This is a genomic window from Coleofasciculus chthonoplastes PCC 7420, from assembly GCF_000155555.1.
GTDB lineage: Bacteria > Cyanobacteriota > Cyanobacteriia > Cyanobacteriales > Coleofasciculaceae > Coleofasciculus > Coleofasciculus chthonoplastes_A.
The window spans coordinates 75,203-90,257 of the sequence record NZ_DS989853.1 but is presented as its reverse complement, the minus strand read 5'-3'; the positions used below and the strand labels follow the sequence as shown (position 1 = coordinate 90,257).

14 protein-coding genes and 2 CRISPR repeat arrays are annotated in these 15,055 nt (G+C 45.3%); of the genes, 6 read left to right on the top strand and 8 right to left on the bottom strand.

The window, feature by feature from the left end:
- Positions 1-415: 415 nt before the first annotated feature.
- The 5 genes from MC7420_RS18570 (at position 416) to MC7420_RS35430 (ending at position 3,794) form a co-directional block, all read left to right on the top strand.
- Positions 416-1,024, top strand: coding sequence for a DUF4352 domain-containing protein (locus tag MC7420_RS18570; protein WP_006102152.1), 609 nt, complete (start codon positions 416-418; stop codon positions 1,022-1,024).
- A gap of 26 nt (positions 1,025-1,050) precedes the next feature.
- Positions 1,051-1,563, top strand: a complete 513-nt coding sequence (locus tag MC7420_RS18565) for a hypothetical protein (RefSeq protein WP_006102302.1) — start codon at positions 1,051-1,053, stop codon at positions 1,561-1,563.
- The gene (locus tag MC7420_RS18560) at positions 1,541-2,119 is read left to right on the top strand and encodes a PIN domain-containing protein (protein ID WP_044208138.1); all 579 of its coding nucleotides are present in this window, start codon (positions 1,541-1,543) and stop codon (positions 2,117-2,119) included. Before MC7420_RS18565 ends, MC7420_RS18560 begins: the two co-directional genes overlap by 23 nt.
- A 353-nt stretch (positions 2,120-2,472) precedes the next feature.
- On the top strand, positions 2,473-3,165 hold the full coding sequence (locus MC7420_RS18555) for a hypothetical protein (RefSeq protein WP_006102131.1): 693 nt from the start codon (positions 2,473-2,475) through the stop codon (positions 3,163-3,165).
- 62 nt (positions 3,166-3,227) lie between these two features.
- Positions 3,228-3,794, top strand: a complete 567-nt coding sequence (locus tag MC7420_RS35430) for a hypothetical protein (protein WP_006102262.1) — start codon at positions 3,228-3,230, stop codon at positions 3,792-3,794.
- Between the two features lie 359 nt (positions 3,795-4,153).
- A CRISPR array of direct repeats spans positions 4,154-4,768; the repeat unit is 36 nt; unit sequence GTGCTCAACGCCTTACGGCATCAAAGGTAATCGCAC.
- Between the two features lie 265 nt (positions 4,769-5,033).
- On the opposite strand, the gene cas5 is transcribed toward MC7420_RS35430, so the two are convergent.
- From cas5 to cas6, 5 genes are all read right to left on the bottom strand, one after another.
- Positions 5,034-5,666, bottom strand: a complete 633-nt coding sequence (gene cas5 / locus MC7420_RS18545; RefSeq protein WP_006102310.1) for a type I-MYXAN CRISPR-associated protein Cas5/Cmx5/DevS — start codon at positions 5,664-5,666, stop codon at positions 5,034-5,036.
- Positions 5,663-6,583: a type I-B CRISPR-associated protein Cas7/Cst2/DevR gene (cas7i, locus tag MC7420_RS18540; RefSeq protein ID WP_006102366.1), complete on the bottom strand. Its 921-nt coding sequence runs from the start codon at positions 6,581-6,583 to the stop codon at positions 5,663-5,665. The genes cas5 and cas7i overlap by 4 nt, the downstream gene beginning before the upstream one ends.
- A 240-nt stretch (positions 6,584-6,823) precedes the next feature.
- Positions 6,824-8,362 carry a type I-MYXAN CRISPR-associated Cas8a1/Cmx1 gene (gene cas8a1, locus MC7420_RS18535; protein WP_006102148.1) on the bottom strand — a complete coding sequence of 513 codons (1,539 nt, stop codon included), beginning with the start codon at positions 8,360-8,362 and terminating at the stop codon, positions 6,824-6,826.
- Positions 8,363-8,544: 182 nt separating this feature from the next.
- Positions 8,545-10,896, bottom strand: a complete 2,352-nt coding sequence (locus MC7420_RS18530) for a CRISPR-associated helicase/endonuclease Cas3 (RefSeq protein ID WP_006102175.1) — start codon at positions 10,894-10,896, stop codon at positions 8,545-8,547.
- Between the two features lie 144 nt (positions 10,897-11,040).
- Entirely contained in the window at positions 11,041-11,676 is a 636-nt protein-coding gene (gene cas6 / locus MC7420_RS18525) for a type I-MYXAN CRISPR-associated protein Cas6/Cmx6 (protein WP_006102236.1), read from the bottom strand.
- A gap of 61 nt (positions 11,677-11,737) precedes the next feature.
- Between cas6 and MC7420_RS43405 the strand changes: the two genes are divergently transcribed.
- Positions 11,738-11,860, top strand: coding sequence for a hypothetical protein (locus tag MC7420_RS43405; protein WP_269546310.1), 123 nt, complete (start codon positions 11,738-11,740; stop codon positions 11,858-11,860).
- Between the two features lie 274 nt (positions 11,861-12,134).
- On the opposite strand, the gene MC7420_RS18520 is transcribed toward MC7420_RS43405, so the two are convergent.
- From MC7420_RS18520 to MC7420_RS18510, 3 genes are read right to left on the bottom strand one after another with little or no spacing between them, the layout of a single operon-like run.
- Complete coding sequence (locus MC7420_RS18520) at positions 12,135-12,419, bottom strand: hypothetical protein (protein WP_157453221.1); 285 nt, start codon at positions 12,417-12,419, stop codon at positions 12,135-12,137.
- A 36-nt stretch (positions 12,420-12,455) separates the two neighbouring features.
- On the bottom strand, positions 12,456-12,749 hold the full coding sequence (cas2, locus tag MC7420_RS18515; RefSeq protein ID WP_044208133.1) for a CRISPR-associated endonuclease Cas2: 294 nt from the start codon (positions 12,747-12,749) through the stop codon (positions 12,456-12,458).
- Between the two features lie 8 nt (positions 12,750-12,757).
- Positions 12,758-14,410 carry a type I-MYXAN CRISPR-associated endonuclease Cas4/Cas1 gene (locus MC7420_RS18510; protein ID WP_006102354.1) on the bottom strand — a complete coding sequence of 551 codons (1,653 nt, stop codon included), beginning with the start codon at positions 14,408-14,410 and terminating at the stop codon, positions 12,758-12,760.
- Positions 14,411-14,600: 190 nt separating this feature from the next.
- Positions 14,601-14,999: a CRISPR direct-repeat array (repeat unit 37 nt; unit sequence CGTGCTCAACGCCTAACGGCATCAAAGGTAATCGCAC).
- Between the last annotated feature and the right edge of the window lie 56 nt (positions 15,000-15,055).

Below are 15,055 nucleotides of genomic sequence, written 5' to 3'. Positions count from 1 at the left end.
CTCTCAACCATCCGCAATGTAGACCGAATTTTGGTGCTTAAGCGGGGTGAGTTGGTTGAATCTGGTTCTCATGAACACCTGTTGCAACAGAATGGTTTGTATGCGGCTTTGTATAAGTTGCAGATGTTGGGAAGTTAGGGTATTCGTCATTTGTCATTTGTCATTTGTCATTTGTCTCAAATCGAAACGACAAGAGGGCGGGTTTTGTTGATAAGTTATCGGTATACCCATCAATTAAACGGCTAAACCCGCCCCTACAATAATATATAACTTTTACCTCCTGCCTTCTACCAGTTTCTTGCCCATGGCTATCGCTTATCAACCAAATTGTTGCCTAGATTCGTTTGATTTGCCCAAATGTTAGTCAATTTATCACGTTTATTTTTCTTGCTTGTATTGACAAGGATGGCTAAGTATGGATAAAAACAATAGAAGCAAAATCGGTGCGATCGCGTCGATTACCCTCCTCACTTTAGCCCTAGGATGTTCTCCATCAGAACAAAACCCTGAGACGATTGAAAGTCGTGAAAGTCGCGATCGCACGTCTGGGGAAACGACTGAATCTCCTGCAACCAAGCCCATTTCAGCACCAACCCATTCTCTCGGTGAGGTCATTTCCATCAGCCAAAACAATCTCAATCTCCAATTTACTGTTAACAGCACCAGGGTACATCCCGGAAAAGGCGTGATTCAACCCAATAAAGGAAATCAGTGGGTAGTAGTCGATACAACAATTGTTAATCAAGGACAACAAGCACAAACCTTTTCCGTGGTTTCCTTTGAAGTTATCGATAGCAACAATAATACTTATGAAGTGGCGCTTTTAGCCAGTGCATTGGAGGATATTGAGACGCCGACAGGTGAAATTAGTCCCGGCGATCAACGACAGGGACAGCTTGTGTTTGAAGTTCCCGAAGATACGACCAATTTGAAACTGTTATTTCAGCCGAATCCGATTGAGTGTGAAGAAAAATTAACAGCCGCCAAGGGATTAGATTGTCAACCCATTGTTGTTAAACTATAACCAATCACCCATCACCAATCAACCCTATGGAAACCGCCAATCCGATATTCCGCCATCAAATCTCTGCTGATGTAATTGCCTTAGACAAACAGGGACGAGTTGTTCTAGTTGGTGATGTCAGAGGTAGCCGTGTGGTTAAGCTTACCCTCTCTCAATTTACCTCCTACCTAAAAGCCACACAAACCGTGGTTCCATTCGCGATGCTAGTTGACCCCGAAACGATTCAAATTGTTCAATGGGATGGCGTCAATTGGTCTGAGGCGATCTGTTCCCTAAAAACAACAAATATAGTAAACTACTATGATCCAAGCTGCGACAATCAAACCATTGATGGAGATTATCTAGAAGCGTTAATTGAGTCTTGGCTGCGAGACTTAGCTTATCACTGGAAATCCGTCACACCGCCAGCAACTAACGATTTAGCTGCTATTGGTTTGTTGCAGCAGCTAGAAGATGGAAGCACCAAAAGTGACGTGGAGATTGCGGGTGATACTTTACTTGGAGACCAATTTTTTGATGAGTATTTGTACTGGGCGTGATCCGCAAGCCAATACTCTGTTAGAGAGTAGCTTACCATCGGTACAATTCGTCCTGCCAAGTATTTGCGTGATGGAAGCATTATCAGCCTTGGAAAAGGAGCTAAAGTATCGCAGACGCTTTGAAAATGAGTTAAACTTACAAATTAGTCAAGTACGGCGTGATCAAACCTCATCCCATGCTCAACGATTACTATTATATTTAGATCAATCCCGTCAAGAAAACAGGGCGTTACTGTCAGAGGTAAAAATGCGTCTGTTTCAAGCGATTAACCAGATATCTGGGAAAGCCGAACTCATTGATTTAACGTCGCCCATAATCCAAGATGGTTTAACTATTTCTTTAATTGATCAAGATTATACAGATAATCTGATTCTTCACTGTATTCTACATCAGGCTCGGTTATACCCGACGGAAACTCAAGTATTTTTGAGTAGTAATGAACGGGACTTTGGTACACCCGAAGTTCAAGCCGCCTTGCGAAATGTGGGGATTACCAATTATTTTAGTAGCACTCAAGTATTGCTCAATTGGCTACAGTCCCAGCAATCTGAATAAGCAACAGAAATGATCCAGGTATTGGCTAGTTCTAATTTAAGGCGTCTAGGGTTCGCTGCCATCCTCGCCTTCTTGTGTGCGATCGCGCCGTTTGTAGTAGGCGCTGTCTTCGCCATCAACGCTTGCATCACACCCTTCAATCAAAAGGTTGATTTGTAGAGGCGGGTTTTACTCTTAGCTGCGGCGAGATCTTACCCAGTGAATAAACCTGCCCTGATCCTAAGTACAATTTTTGCTCAATACAGCGCTTCTTTAGGTTAATTTAATTAATGGCTAATTGAGTAGAGACTTGGGACGAAGTGAGATATAATAAATTCAACCATCATCCCGTTATCGACAAATAGAGCAATCATGTGCATCCCCTAGAAATCAAGGATCAACTCAAATCCCTAATGAAAAAAGCATCATCGATAGAACCCTGTTTAGCGAAACGGTTAGATGAGATCAATCGCTGGGTAAAAGACATCAAGCCAGGTTCGCTTACTGCCAAAAAATTTGTCATGGCGTTTTTGTTAGAGGTGATTCGAGATGCTGACGTTTGGCTTAAGCTTAAAGGCTTATCCTCTCCAGAATTGCAGGACTCTGCTTTTGAGAAAATGACGCCCACGGAACAATATTGGTATGGTTATCTTTTTCCCCTATGGCTAAATAGCAATGATCCAAAGTTTTATATTTGGAAACAAAAATTGATGTCATGCGAATTTAGTCAAACGGACGATGATATCCTTAAGTCCATTGTTCAAACTATAGAGAGTCGAGGGGGTACAGTTTGGCGACGCTATATCGCCGATTTTTCTATGGCAACCGATTTGATTGTTAGTTATCGTCAAAGAAAACCACTTTGCCTTCAGGTGACTAGCGTGAGTAATAACTATTCTCAAAAAAAATATCAAAATTGGCAAAATACGCTACAAATGTGGGTAATCGATAGAGGACTTTTCCTAAGTTATAACCCTGGAAAACCCGATTTCTTGGAGCAGTTAGTAACAATAACACTTCATAACAGTGACTTTCTTCCCCTGGGGCGTTATCTCCAATTTCCCTAACTGGGCAGATTAGTCATGACGACCGAATTTTTTTAGCACAAACGGAATTTTCTATCTAAGTTATGGTCACCAAACAACAAAATTACAGTCATGATGACTTAGGCGCTTTTTCTGAAGCGCTGGAAAAATCCCGAAAAATGCAGCAGGATTGGCTGACTCATGGACTTGATTTTGTGAATTTGTATATTGAGGATATCGAGGGAGATTGGTTAGACAGATGGGATGATGATGAAACAACGGTAGAGAATTCTGTTACTTTAGCATCGGAAGAAACGTTTATTGATACCTCAATTGTCGAATTTATCGGTGCTTTTTTGGCGAGTGATTATTCCGCCGCAGTCTGGGCGCGAGACAGTGATCATCCCTTAGCGATGCGAGTGCAGCAGCAAATGGAAACTGAGGGATTAGCTCAAATTATTGCCCAGTTGGGAGACTGTTTGAGTATTCCTGACGAATCGGATAAACTGCATGAAGCGACCATGATTTTGGCAGGTGGGGTTACGGTTGGAGAGATGACCCGCGATTCTGGGGATGAGGAAGATGAGTTTAAGTTATTTGATTTAGCTGAAAGTTTGTTGGAGAAATTAGCGGAACTTAAAGCAAGAGAATGGAGGATTATGGGGAATTGAGGTGAATGAATGTATGTCAAGTTTGTCGGTTGATTCCTGGGAACGTAGGCGGAGGGTTCTGGAAGAGTAATCTGACTTATATCATGTCCGCTTGATTGTTTATTTAAATTAGATCGTACTTTGGAGAAGGGCGCACATCTGTTATTGGTGTCAACTTAAGCTGAAAAGCACGACTGGCAAGCATTTCACCCTCATCCCCTAACCCCTTCTCCCGACCCCCCTCGTTCCCCCCTACCCCCCTCGTTCCCCCCTACAAGAGGGGGGAGGACAGATGATGCTTCGCTTTTTTTGCAGGGGGGAGGACAGAGGATGCTTCGCTTTTGTTGCACGGGAGAAGGGGAACTTTCTCGAATAACCAAGTGTTCAACGCCTTACGGCATCAAAGGTAATCGCACTAACCAATGTCGCCGACTGTCGGGCGATCGCACTTGTGCTCAACGCCTTACGGCATCAAAGGTAATCGCACGGTCAAGTCCTATCTGTCTGTCTTGCAGTTTTCCGTTGTGCTCAACGCCTTACGGCATCAAAGGTAATCGCACGCTTGGTTTAACCAGTTCTGGAGTCCGTTAATCTTGCGTGCTCAACGCCTTACGGCATCAAAGGTAATCGCACCTTTTGCATAAAACGTCACTTTTTCGTTTAGTGTCGGGTGCTCAACGCCTTACGGCATCAAAGGTAATCGCACAGCAAGCACCATGCCCCATTGTTGGGATCAGAAAGTGCTCAACGCCTTACGGCATCAAAGGTAATCGCACGGCTCTAAGTGAGGAGGTGGCTAAAGGGGCAATCAGTGCTCAACGCCTTACGGCATCAAAGGTAATCGCACGAAGAAAAACAAGCGGTAAACTTTCCGAATATAGCCGAGTGTGCTCAACGCCTTACGGCATCAAAGGTAATCGCACAGGTGAAGGCAGCCTTATCCTTGTTATTGCCGTGATGTGCTCAACGCCTTACGGCATCAAAGGTAATCGCACCGCGATCGCGGGAACCCTTAAATCATAATGGCTGCCAATCGGTTTTGCAAGCATCTCCCCAACTCCACTCTCCTCACGCCAAAATTGACTCAAATTTGGCTAATTTTGCCAAAAATCAAAACGCTGTAACCCTTATCCTGAAAGGAATCCCGGCATTTTGCAAGCATCTCCCTCTCCCTTAAAAGAGCCGCAAACCCAAGCCCTGTATGGATTTGCACCCTATTCCCCAGCCTTCCAAACCTCAACAGACACAGATGCTTGTAAATTACTCTACCCGAATTTCTGTCCACGCATTGTCAGGGGGTTGACCCCATTCACTCGGAGGAAGTAACTGAAATCGTTGCCAACGGGTTCCTTTTGAACCAACATGATCCACCCAATAGGGTAACGTTAATAGTCCATCCTCCTGTTGCACTAACCAGCGTAGTGATTCACCCCGATAGTCTTCCGGTAACAAATTAATCCCATTGACTAAATCCCGACTTTCACCCAAACTTAACCCACCAAATCGATCCACCGTTTCTGGATTCGCGATCGCGTCTGTTAATCGTTGGCATAATCTTGGTTGGGCGTTGTCGTTTCCTGAGGCTACCCAGACGATAAACTGAATATCACTGAGTAACTCTTGATAATCTGGACGCGCATTGGTGGGATCAAAGATTTGCTTCTTTTTGAATCGGCGAAAGGTGCGGAGTATGGTGGATTTTTCTGGTTCATTCAATAGCGCGATCGCTAACTTAATCCCACAATGCCGATATCGATCCATTTCTCCCACCATGGATAAGAGCATACCATAAACCGTTGCTGGAGGCGGAACCGGGTAGGTTTGGGCGTATTCCCTGGCGCGGGAGACACGGAAACAGGCGATGGGAACCTCAACTTTGAGGGCGGTAATCATGATACTCCCTCCAATTGCGGTAACTGTAAATCATTGGCAATCTGTTGTTTAAGCGTCGAAACTGCTACTTTTGTCCCCGCTAGCACATTAGCACCTAATTCCTCCAAGCGATCGCCTTCTGGGGTTTTGGCAATTGCACCCGCTACCCAGAGTTCGGTTGCTTCAATGTCTCCCACTTCCACACGATGGATTAAACTGGGCAGAGATATCTCCCCCTCTTCATCTTCCTGGAAACAATAGAGAATCCGAGGCGAGAAATCCTGTGTCCACCGCAAGACTAAACTTTCTGGCGAAAAGTCATAGAGAAAACGGGCGTGGTTTCCGGCGACTTCTCCTAAGGAAACTAACCCGTCTAACACTGGAATAATCCGAGATGTCTCTTTCAATCGATTAGGGGTTAAAGCAAAGCCATATTGATAGCGCGTGGCGTGAACTTCTGTTCCATAAAGAGAGGTTCTCCCCTTTTGTCCACTGGCGGAATTAAAGGTAATATCTCCCGCATAAGGAATCGTGGAAACGGCGCGAGTGACTTCTAAGACTCCCCGCCTTGCTAAATTAGTCCCTTTGGCTTTCTTCCCTTTCCCTTTTTTCTCTTCGTCGCTAAATTCTTGTTTCGCCCCTTCTGCTTTCATGTAACCGAGGACATCATCATCAATGTAGGTGGTTTCATCAAAACTGCCCTGTAAAACATTATCATTTTTCTGATCATCCCAACAGCGATTTACGGTATAGTCACCCCCAGCGGTTTGCCAATAGTATCGCAGCGCCCAGCGGATGGCTTCAGCGGATACGGTGGTGTGAACTTCTCCTTTCCAGAGGAGTTTTTGGAGGGTAGTGATATTGCCTTCGTTTTCGCCACGGTTATTGGCGGCGGTGCCGTAGCTGGTTAAGATATTGCCAAATAAATGAAACGTCATGATTTGTTCTCCAAACGGTTGATAATTGGTTACTGTGGGGTTGAGATCTGGGCTGTAGGGGCGGGTTTAGGGACTTAATTAAGGGTGTGACTGATAACTGAACAACGAAACCCGTCCTGATTCAATTGACGATTAAAACCCAAAATTATTCGGCTTCGGATAAAAAATTTAGCACGAATGCTTCGCCCATACATACCTGAACAAGCCTCGACAAAATCAGAAATAATCAGGGTTATGTATTTAATATCCAAAATCAATTTCATCCTCATCTTCTGCTGATTCCTCCGTCCCTACCTTTTGACTCTGACTACTGCGCTTATAACTAGCTAAGGCTAATAACGCCAAATCCCGTCCTTTTTTCCAATCCTTTGCCCCCATAATTAAATCCATAAACCCTTCCCAATTTTCCTCCAGCGTGGGCATAAATCGCGCCCTCGATAAGTAATCAGTAATAAACTCCCGAAACGCCACAGCGGTTTTACACCGCGCCAACCCTGTGCGAAACTTGGTATCCTCCCGTTCATAATTCGGCACTTCCTTCCTGTCTTTCGCTCGTTTATAAAGTTGTTTATGGTTATAGCCAATTGCTTCATGACAAGCCTTGACAAATAGCTTCTCACTTTCTCGATCCCATTCCACTTCTTGAACCATCTGATTGAGTCCTCCGCGTTCATAGGTCAACTTTTGAAATAACTCATTACTCGTGGCATTATCTGCCAAACCTGCATACCAATGTTTACCCCTGGCTAAGTTTTCTGCAATTAACTCCCTGGCAAAACTACAGGAAATAAACAACCCTTCTTTCCCCGCCACATCACGGGTACTTAAATAATTATCGCAAACCTGATAATTCCGCTCAATTCGCTCATTTGCCTCAACTAAATACAAATCCGTGCGCGTTTTTTGCTGACTCGCCCAAGGGACTGTTCCTAATGTAATCACCTGACAGCGTTTAAAGGGACGTTCTGCCAAAATATCTTTAGTAATATAGGTCAAAAACTTTAACCCCGCATCCCCTAACCCAGAGGCAAAAAAGTCTTTATATCCCTCCTCTCGCCATTTCCGATGACGCCGCCAATTAGCGTAAGCGGCTAAGTCGGTAATTTCGGGGATAACTAAAGCATATTCTGCCCGTTTATCCCGTAATTTTGACCGAATCGAATAGTAACAACAGGCTACCGCCGCAAATAATAAAACGAATACGGATTCTGGTGTTTCTTCAAAGCTAGTATTGGAACTAAAAGCAATATGTCGTACCACTGTCCCCGGATTTAACCATCCCGGTACTTTAATCGGTTTGGTGAGGAATTTTCCCTGCTTGTCACACAGGATTTTTGCCTGTTGATAGATGTATCCAGACAGATGTTTATATCGCGCCACTAATTCCGGTTTACCTTCTTCAAGGATAAAGGATTTAGAGACAAGTCCTGTGGAGGTGTGGGTTTTGTTATGCTGTAAAAAGGTTCCCAGGATACCTTGATGCAGGATTAACTGAGATTGAATATCCATTGTCTTTGAGTCTAATCCCCTTAAAGATATCCGTCCATCGTCTAATTGAAAGGATTCGTTTAATAGCCAATTTAAGACTTGAAAATCCTCTCCCTCCCACTGTAAACTCACCTGACGCTGTGTTAGTTCCCAGGTAATATAACCCGGGCGATCGCGAACGTTTGTTTCGGCGTCTAGTTGCTTTAAACTCATCCATAATCCCGCTAATCCAGCGCGATGAAGTAAGGTGAAGTGAGGATTGTTTAAGTTTAAGGTTAATTGGGTTGACATAAACGTTTAATTGACCTAGTGTTACTGAAATTGGCTTTAATTAATCAGGGCTGTAGGGGCGGGTTTAGGGACTTAATTAAGTAATTAAGGGATGACTGATAACTGAACAACAAAACCCGCCCTGATTCAAATTATTGGCGTTTGCTTGGGGTTTTCGGGCGCAAGGATGGTGTCCCTACGGGTTATTTTGCCCCTGTTTCTGAACGGTATTTCACCTGATCGGGAGGTGCAATGGGATAATATCCATTCCGCCGCCACTTCTCAAACCCAGGGATAATCCGAATTGGAATTGTCCACCGTTGGCGTTCTTTTTTAAAGGATTTATCCTGACGTTGATTGGCGGCATTTTTAATATTAGCTAAATCTTCCTCTAGTAAAACCGTAATCGTATAACCCGGTTCCCGTAAAAAATTTGGACGGGTACACCAACATCCCTCTAACCATTCCGATTGACTTGGCTGTTGTTCTGGAGTAGACATTTGGGCAACAATCTTGGCTAAATTCTCCTGACAAATCGCTTTTCCGGCTAATTGATCAACTAAATGCTGTCCCGTTTCTAATTCGTCTTGGGAGTAAGGACGTGAATCATCCCAAGGATAAACTAAGGTTGGGGCAATTTTTCCCGACGCCAGTTTTACCCGATGATTCGCTGTAGTCATTACCCGACGATTTAATCGCCCTAACCGTTGAATTAACGCCGATGCTGGGGCGATTGGGGTGACTAATAAATCCGCACTCAAATCTAAGGACATTTCACAAACTTGAGTGGTAATTGCTAGCACCGCACCCTCATGTTCAAAAGCATCTATCACCCATTTATGTTTCTCCAACCGATTAAAATAGCGATAGCGACTGTGATAAATCAGTACAGGAATGGAATCCGGAATCTGTTGTTTTGCTTCTAGATACAATTCCTGACAAGTCTTAACCGAATTTGTCACCCATAACACTTTATTCTGGTGTTGACGAGTTAATGTTTCTCGCACCCTATCCCAAGCTTGATCGGCTGATGGGATAGACTCAATCTGATATCGTGGTAAAACTTCTAAATTTTTCGGACCTTCAATAATCTGAGTCGCTTCTCCTAATTCGCCAACTACTCCTTGAATTGCCTGAATCTGTTCTGGTGTAAAACTGGCACTCATCAACAGAATGGGTGCGCCGCGAAAGGTGTCTATAAATCGCAATAAAGCCCCAAATAAGCGGTTATCATAAGCATGAACTTCATCAAACACAAAAGCCCCTTGAGCGATCGCACTCCAGGAATACAGCGATCGCCGATTATTTTGCATTAGCCCCAAAACCGTATCTACGGTGCAAACAATCAACTTTTGTCTCCAAGCGGTGAGGGCGGCTAGGCGATCATCAATCCCTTCATCTTCATCCCCAGAAAACAAGATTTCTCGGTCTAAATCAGCGCGAGAATGCATTAAATCGGCTTCAATATCCGTCTCGTGGGCATAATCAATAAACCCCTGCGTCGCGGTTCCCGTCGTCGGATAGCCAAAGAACAACTTGCGATCGCCTGCCCATTTTTTCGCCCATGCATACGCCCCAATAGTTTTACCCGTACCACACCCGGCTTTAACTAAGGTAATTCGATGGGGAGTGGCGGCAATTTTCTGTTGAAACGGGCGTAATTTTTTCCCTTGCAGTCGTTGTTGAAGAACCTGATCTAAGTCGTTTTCGGATAGGGTGATCGATAAAACGTTCTCAATCCAATCCTTAATATTCTCGTCCACAACAGGTAAAGCCGAACCCGCTAAATCCGCCGCAATTACCGTAGCTTTCACCGCCGCAATAAATCTCAATCGCCTGGTATCGTTTTCAGAAATAATCTGCTGTTCAATCTGGTCAAATTCATGATATAATTCTTTTAATTCTCGTTCTAGTTCTTCCTTCTGCCAAACTTTTCCAGGAACGGCAGGTAAATTAGCCGGGAGTCCCAATTGCCGACCCATTTTTAACATTCGTTTAAAATCATTGTGGTCGGTATAAATAAATAAACTACTTCCGGTTCCACTACGGATTGTTAAGTCCAGGTCAGACGTCATCTTCAAATGATGTCCCATCGCCGCCCAAACAGCTATCACCAGATCAGCATTTGCACATTGTTCTAACCAATGGCGAAATTCAGGAACACGCAAGGCGAGGATACCGCTTAAAACTTCATGGCGAATCATTTGTTTACCATGATGTTTCTCCCATAATTGACGCAGTTGTTTAAGCTTGTCCCGTTTTTTCGGGTCTGGGGATTTTTGGGCAGTATTCAGATAAACCATTTCTTGAAAATGCTGATTTGCCTTACCCCAATCATGCAGGTATGCCCCCAATCTCACCGTATTGGCAAATAAGTCCACTTCACTCTCATCCAATCCCAGTTGTTGAAAAATTCGCCGATCTAAACACTTCAGCAATACCTCAGCCCCTCGCTTAACTAAGGCAATATGACCCGTAAAAGTCGCCGCATTTTGACTCCGGGTTGAGTCAGAATCAGATAGAGATTTAGCCAGAAGTCGTTTAAATTTAGACATAATCAACCTAATTTTCGCAGCGAATTCAGCCTCTCAAGACGAGAGAATAAACGTTTCAGTGTAATCCGTGTGACTAACCTCTCACCCCTCTACCCCCATCTCTCCCATAAATCAGTGAAATCAGTGTTTTGACAAATGACTTGGTTACAAAAACACCCCACAACCCATGTGTCGCCGCCCTCCTAATCCCCACCGTTGCAATGTCAGGGAATCCTCTTCACTAAGATGGCTAACTTCAGTGGTAAATCCCACTACCGTATCTTGCTGAATTTTTATCGCTTTGCGCTTCGGTGTTTGATCCCGATTTAGAGGAATTCGCAACTCTCCCGACACCCCCAACCGATTCAGTTGACGCTGCGCCGCCTGGAGGAAGGATTCGGGTTCGGTATAACCTTTAATCGTCACAATCCGCGATCGCACCCTTGACTTGGCGTTGAGGGGTTCAATCCTGGGAATCCCAATCTGTATGGGATGATTGCCAATCTGAACTCGTTTTCCCGCGATCGCATAAACCAAGGGAATCTTGGTAATCGGTAAACGAATCAGCAGGCGCGATCTATCCGTCAGCGCAATCTTCCCTTGGCGATCGGGAATACCCGGAATCGTCAATATCTGAATTTCATTCTGCTGGTGAATCGCCGTACACCGTTTAGATAAAGCCGAAAACAAGCCAAAGCCGTGATCAGCCGGAAGCATTTGTCCTTGAATGCTAAAGCTTAAATTGACAAACAGTTCGATGGGAGACGCGCCTGTTTGCCGTTCTACTATTGTCGAATTCATTGTTGAACCTAGTTGAAACCAGGTGTTTTCAGCGCCTTACGGCAATCCGAGGTGGGGATGAATGGCACTCATATCAGCCGTAGGGTGGGCATTGCCCACCAGCCAAAATTTCAGCACCATCTGGCTTAAGATGTTCTATTCTTACTTACAGGATACATTGGTTTATACACCTCGTCAACAGTAAAAGGAAATTCAAGAAAAACGCCTGACGGCATCTGAGGGAACAAGGACAGCAAGATCCAAGTATGAATAAATCTCACCGCCCGCTTCACAGCGACTGTCCAACTTACGGGATAGTGCTCAACGCTGCTCTGCTCAACACCTAATGGGTACTCTACTCTACTCTACTCTACTCTACTCAACGCTTACAGCATCAAAGGTAATGGCACAGCGATCACAGGAACTCTTAAATCATAATAACTGCCAATCGGTTTGGCAAGCCTTTCCCAAACCCATCCTTATAGTAGTGCGAGCATCTTGCTCGCTGCTAACATCTTGCTCGCTGCTAACATCTTGCTCGCTGCTAACATCTTGCTCGCTGCTAACATCTTGCTCGCTGCTAACATCTTGCTCGCTGCTAACATCTTGCTCGCTGCTAACATCTTGCTCGCTGCTAACATCTTGCTCGCTGCTAACATCTTGCTCGCTGCTACAGCGTTTTCAGACTCAATGTGATACACCATTTCCAAGAGTAGAAAAGCACTCTCTCCTTGTAGGAGAGAGGTTAAAACATGATCAATCAACACCTAATGGCATCAGAGGTAATCTTAAGTGTTGCATCAAACAATCCGATATCCCGCTTGAACCTCAGACCAAGCCTCAGGACGATTATAAGCGCGAAGTCCACTTACACATTGATCGGAAAGACGAATTAGCAATAAACTATCCTCCGCCTTTAATACCCTCTCCAACTCCCATCGCAACTTTTCCCGTCCCCGCAAGGTCAAAAAACAGCGGAAAATAGAGTATTGAATCCGCTCACCGTATCCCTGAAGTAACTTATACGCCTTGCGCCAGCGCTTGGGACAGCGGATATCGTAACAAATTAAGTACCAGTTTTTTTGTTCACCCATATCCCACCTCAACGCACTATTAATTGACCAAATAAACCACCTTCACCGAACCATTCTTTTTCCAGCAAACGGACTTCAAGTTCCAACAAACGGCGATAGGTGAGCGAATAACCCGTAACAGGATGCTTCCAGGTTTCCTGTTTCCGGCGTTCATATAAACCCACGAACTTTCGTCGTCCCGTATCACTTAACCACACCTGTACTCCCCGCACGTCAAAGTCAGCTTGTACATCCCACTGACCTTTATTAATCGAAGCCATAACCACCATATCCACCAACGGAACTCGGAAAATTTCCATTAAATCCAGTGCCAATGGTGAAGCTTGAGAACGAGGTTGGTGATAAAATCCCAATGCGGGTTCTAGCCCCACGGTGAGGATGGCATTCATCACATCCTTAATTAATAAGGCATAGCCAAAACTCAATAGGGCATTAAATCGGTCTTTCGGGGGGCGGCGATTGCGATGGTCAAAGCGTAATTCAGGCGGAACTGTGGCGGCAATTAAACAGGGTAACGCGGCAAAATAGGACGCGGCTAAATTCCCTTCCAATCCCAATAACGATTCACGAGATGGGGCAGAAGAGACATTTTTTAGTACCGCTTTCATCTGCGCGATCGCACGTTTTAGTTTAGCCGATTTTCCCTGACTGCCACGCTTTCCCCGCATCAGGAATTTGCGCTGTCCTTGACCGCGACAGGTGACTAATTTTCGGGCTAATTCCAGACAAGTATCCGGCTGACTCAAAGCTTGATATTGATGGATGCGCCGCTGAATACTGCCTTGTCGGGTATCAAAACTGCCGATATAACGCCCACCCCCAGAAATAAAATGCACACCAATTCCTTGAGTCACACAAAAATGCAGCGCTTGGGTGGAGATTTGTGAGAAACTATGGAGGACGAGTTGTCCCACCTGACGCACGGGAACCGTTTCCACAGGTTGACCCCGGCGGCTGAGTTTCAATTGTTCTCCGGTACGCCCAACGGCTGTTCCCGGTTCCAAGACATGAATCACCTGGCGTTCATCATCCGGGGGAAAGAGGCGCATCGGTTGCCATTCCCGATTATGGGCGAGTCGGGCTTCTTCGGGTAAACAGACGGGGGAGAGGGAACAACGGACACACATCCTCTCGTTGTCGGTAACTGGGGGACGATGGCTAGATTGTCGTAGGATTCGCGCTTGTTGGATAGCGTCTCGCACCGTGGCGCGTCCGAGATCATCTAGGGGAACATGAACTAAGACGTTATCGGCGTGGTAACGAATTCGTCCTTCTGAAATTGGGATACCCAAAGCCGATTCAATCAGGTAAGCGTAGGCGAGAATTTGCAGTTTATCACTGTTCCAAGCTTGGGGTTGATTGTTCTCGTCTCGGTAACAGCGTCCACGTTTATGTTCGTAGGGAATAGTTTGTCCATCGCGGGTGCGGAGGGCGTCCACTCGACCGCGTAATCCGAGTTCTGGGCTTTCTAGGAATAAGTCTTCCCAGTCTTCATCCTCTTGTTTTTCCAGTTCGACATGGAGTCGGCGCCCTGCAAAAACGGCGGCGTCTTGGGTGTAGAGTTCTTCGACTTCTTCTAGATAGAATAGGCGCGGACAATAAGCGAGGGCGTGAAGGGCAGACACACGAATCGTGTCTTGGGTCGAATCAAGTGTTTGCATAAAAGATACCTTTGGTTAGAGTTGAACACGCCGATTGGCATCTGAGGTGGGAGTACCAGTTAAGCTGTCATGCATTTAAATTGGGCATTAGTAGCGAGCAAGATGCTCGCACTACAAGGCTTTCGCTATTATTGACATTAAGGTTTAAATGCCGAACAGCTTATCAGTTAACAGTGAACAGTTATCAGTAAGTGCTCAACGCCTAACGGCATCAAAGGTAATCGCACGAAGTACCGCGATCGCCTGCTGATCGTCCCACCCGTGCTCAACGCCTAACGGCATCAAAGGTAATCGCACAATATTGTTATTGTCTATAATTAGGCGGCCAGTTGTTCGTGCTCAACGCCTAACGGCATCAAAGGTAATCGCACCGGGACTCCCTCTATCCACCTCTACGACTGAATTACGTGCTCAACGCCTAACGGCATCAAAGGTAATCGCACATCCCGCCGCAGAATTCCCCGCAACCCCAGCAGAATCGTGCTCAACGCCTAACGGCATCAAAGGTAATCGCACGCAGTAAAGTCAAGGATTTTCGCGGCATCCAGCCGTAGTGCTCAACGCCTAACGGCATCAAAGGTAATCGCACCGCGATCGCTAGACCCCTTAAATCATAATGGCTGCCAATCGATTTTGCAAGCATCT

Bases quoted from the DNA above. Each gene is read 5' to 3' on its own strand.
- cas2 (WP_044208133.1), bottom strand. From the start codon at position 12,749: ATGGGTGAACAAAAAAACTGGTACTTAATTTGTTACGATATCCGCTGT.
- MC7420_RS18565 (WP_006102302.1), top strand. From the start codon at position 1,051: ATGGAAACCGCCAATCCGATATTCCGCCATCAAATCTCTGCTGATGTA.
- MC7420_RS18510 (WP_006102354.1), bottom strand. From the start codon at position 14,410: ATGCAAACACTTGATTCGACCCAAGACACGATTCGTGTGTCTGCCCTT.
- cas7i (WP_006102366.1), bottom strand. From the start codon at position 6,583: ATGACGTTTCATTTATTTGGCAATATCTTAACCAGCTACGGCACCGCC.
- MC7420_RS18560 (WP_044208138.1), top strand. From the start codon at position 1,541: ATGAGTATTTGTACTGGGCGTGATCCGCAAGCCAATACTCTGTTAGAG.
- MC7420_RS43405 (WP_269546310.1), top strand. From the start codon at position 11,738: ATGGCACTCATATCAGCCGTAGGGTGGGCATTGCCCACCAGCCAAAAT.
- cas5 (WP_006102310.1), bottom strand. From the start codon at position 5,666: ATGATTACCGCCCTCAAAGTTGAGGTTCCCATCGCCTGTTTCCGTGTC.
- cas6 (WP_006102236.1), bottom strand. From the start codon at position 11,676: ATGAATTCGACAATAGTAGAACGGCAAACAGGCGCGTCTCCCATCGAA.
- cas8a1 (WP_006102148.1), bottom strand. From the start codon at position 8,362: ATGTCAACCCAATTAACCTTAAACTTAAACAATCCTCACTTCACCTTA.
- MC7420_RS35430 (WP_006102262.1), top strand. From the start codon at position 3,228: ATGGTCACCAAACAACAAAATTACAGTCATGATGACTTAGGCGCTTTT.
- MC7420_RS18530 (WP_006102175.1), bottom strand. From the start codon at position 10,896: ATGTCTAAATTTAAACGACTTCTGGCTAAATCTCTATCTGATTCTGAC.
- MC7420_RS18570 (WP_006102152.1), top strand. From the start codon at position 416: ATGGATAAAAACAATAGAAGCAAAATCGGTGCGATCGCGTCGATTACC.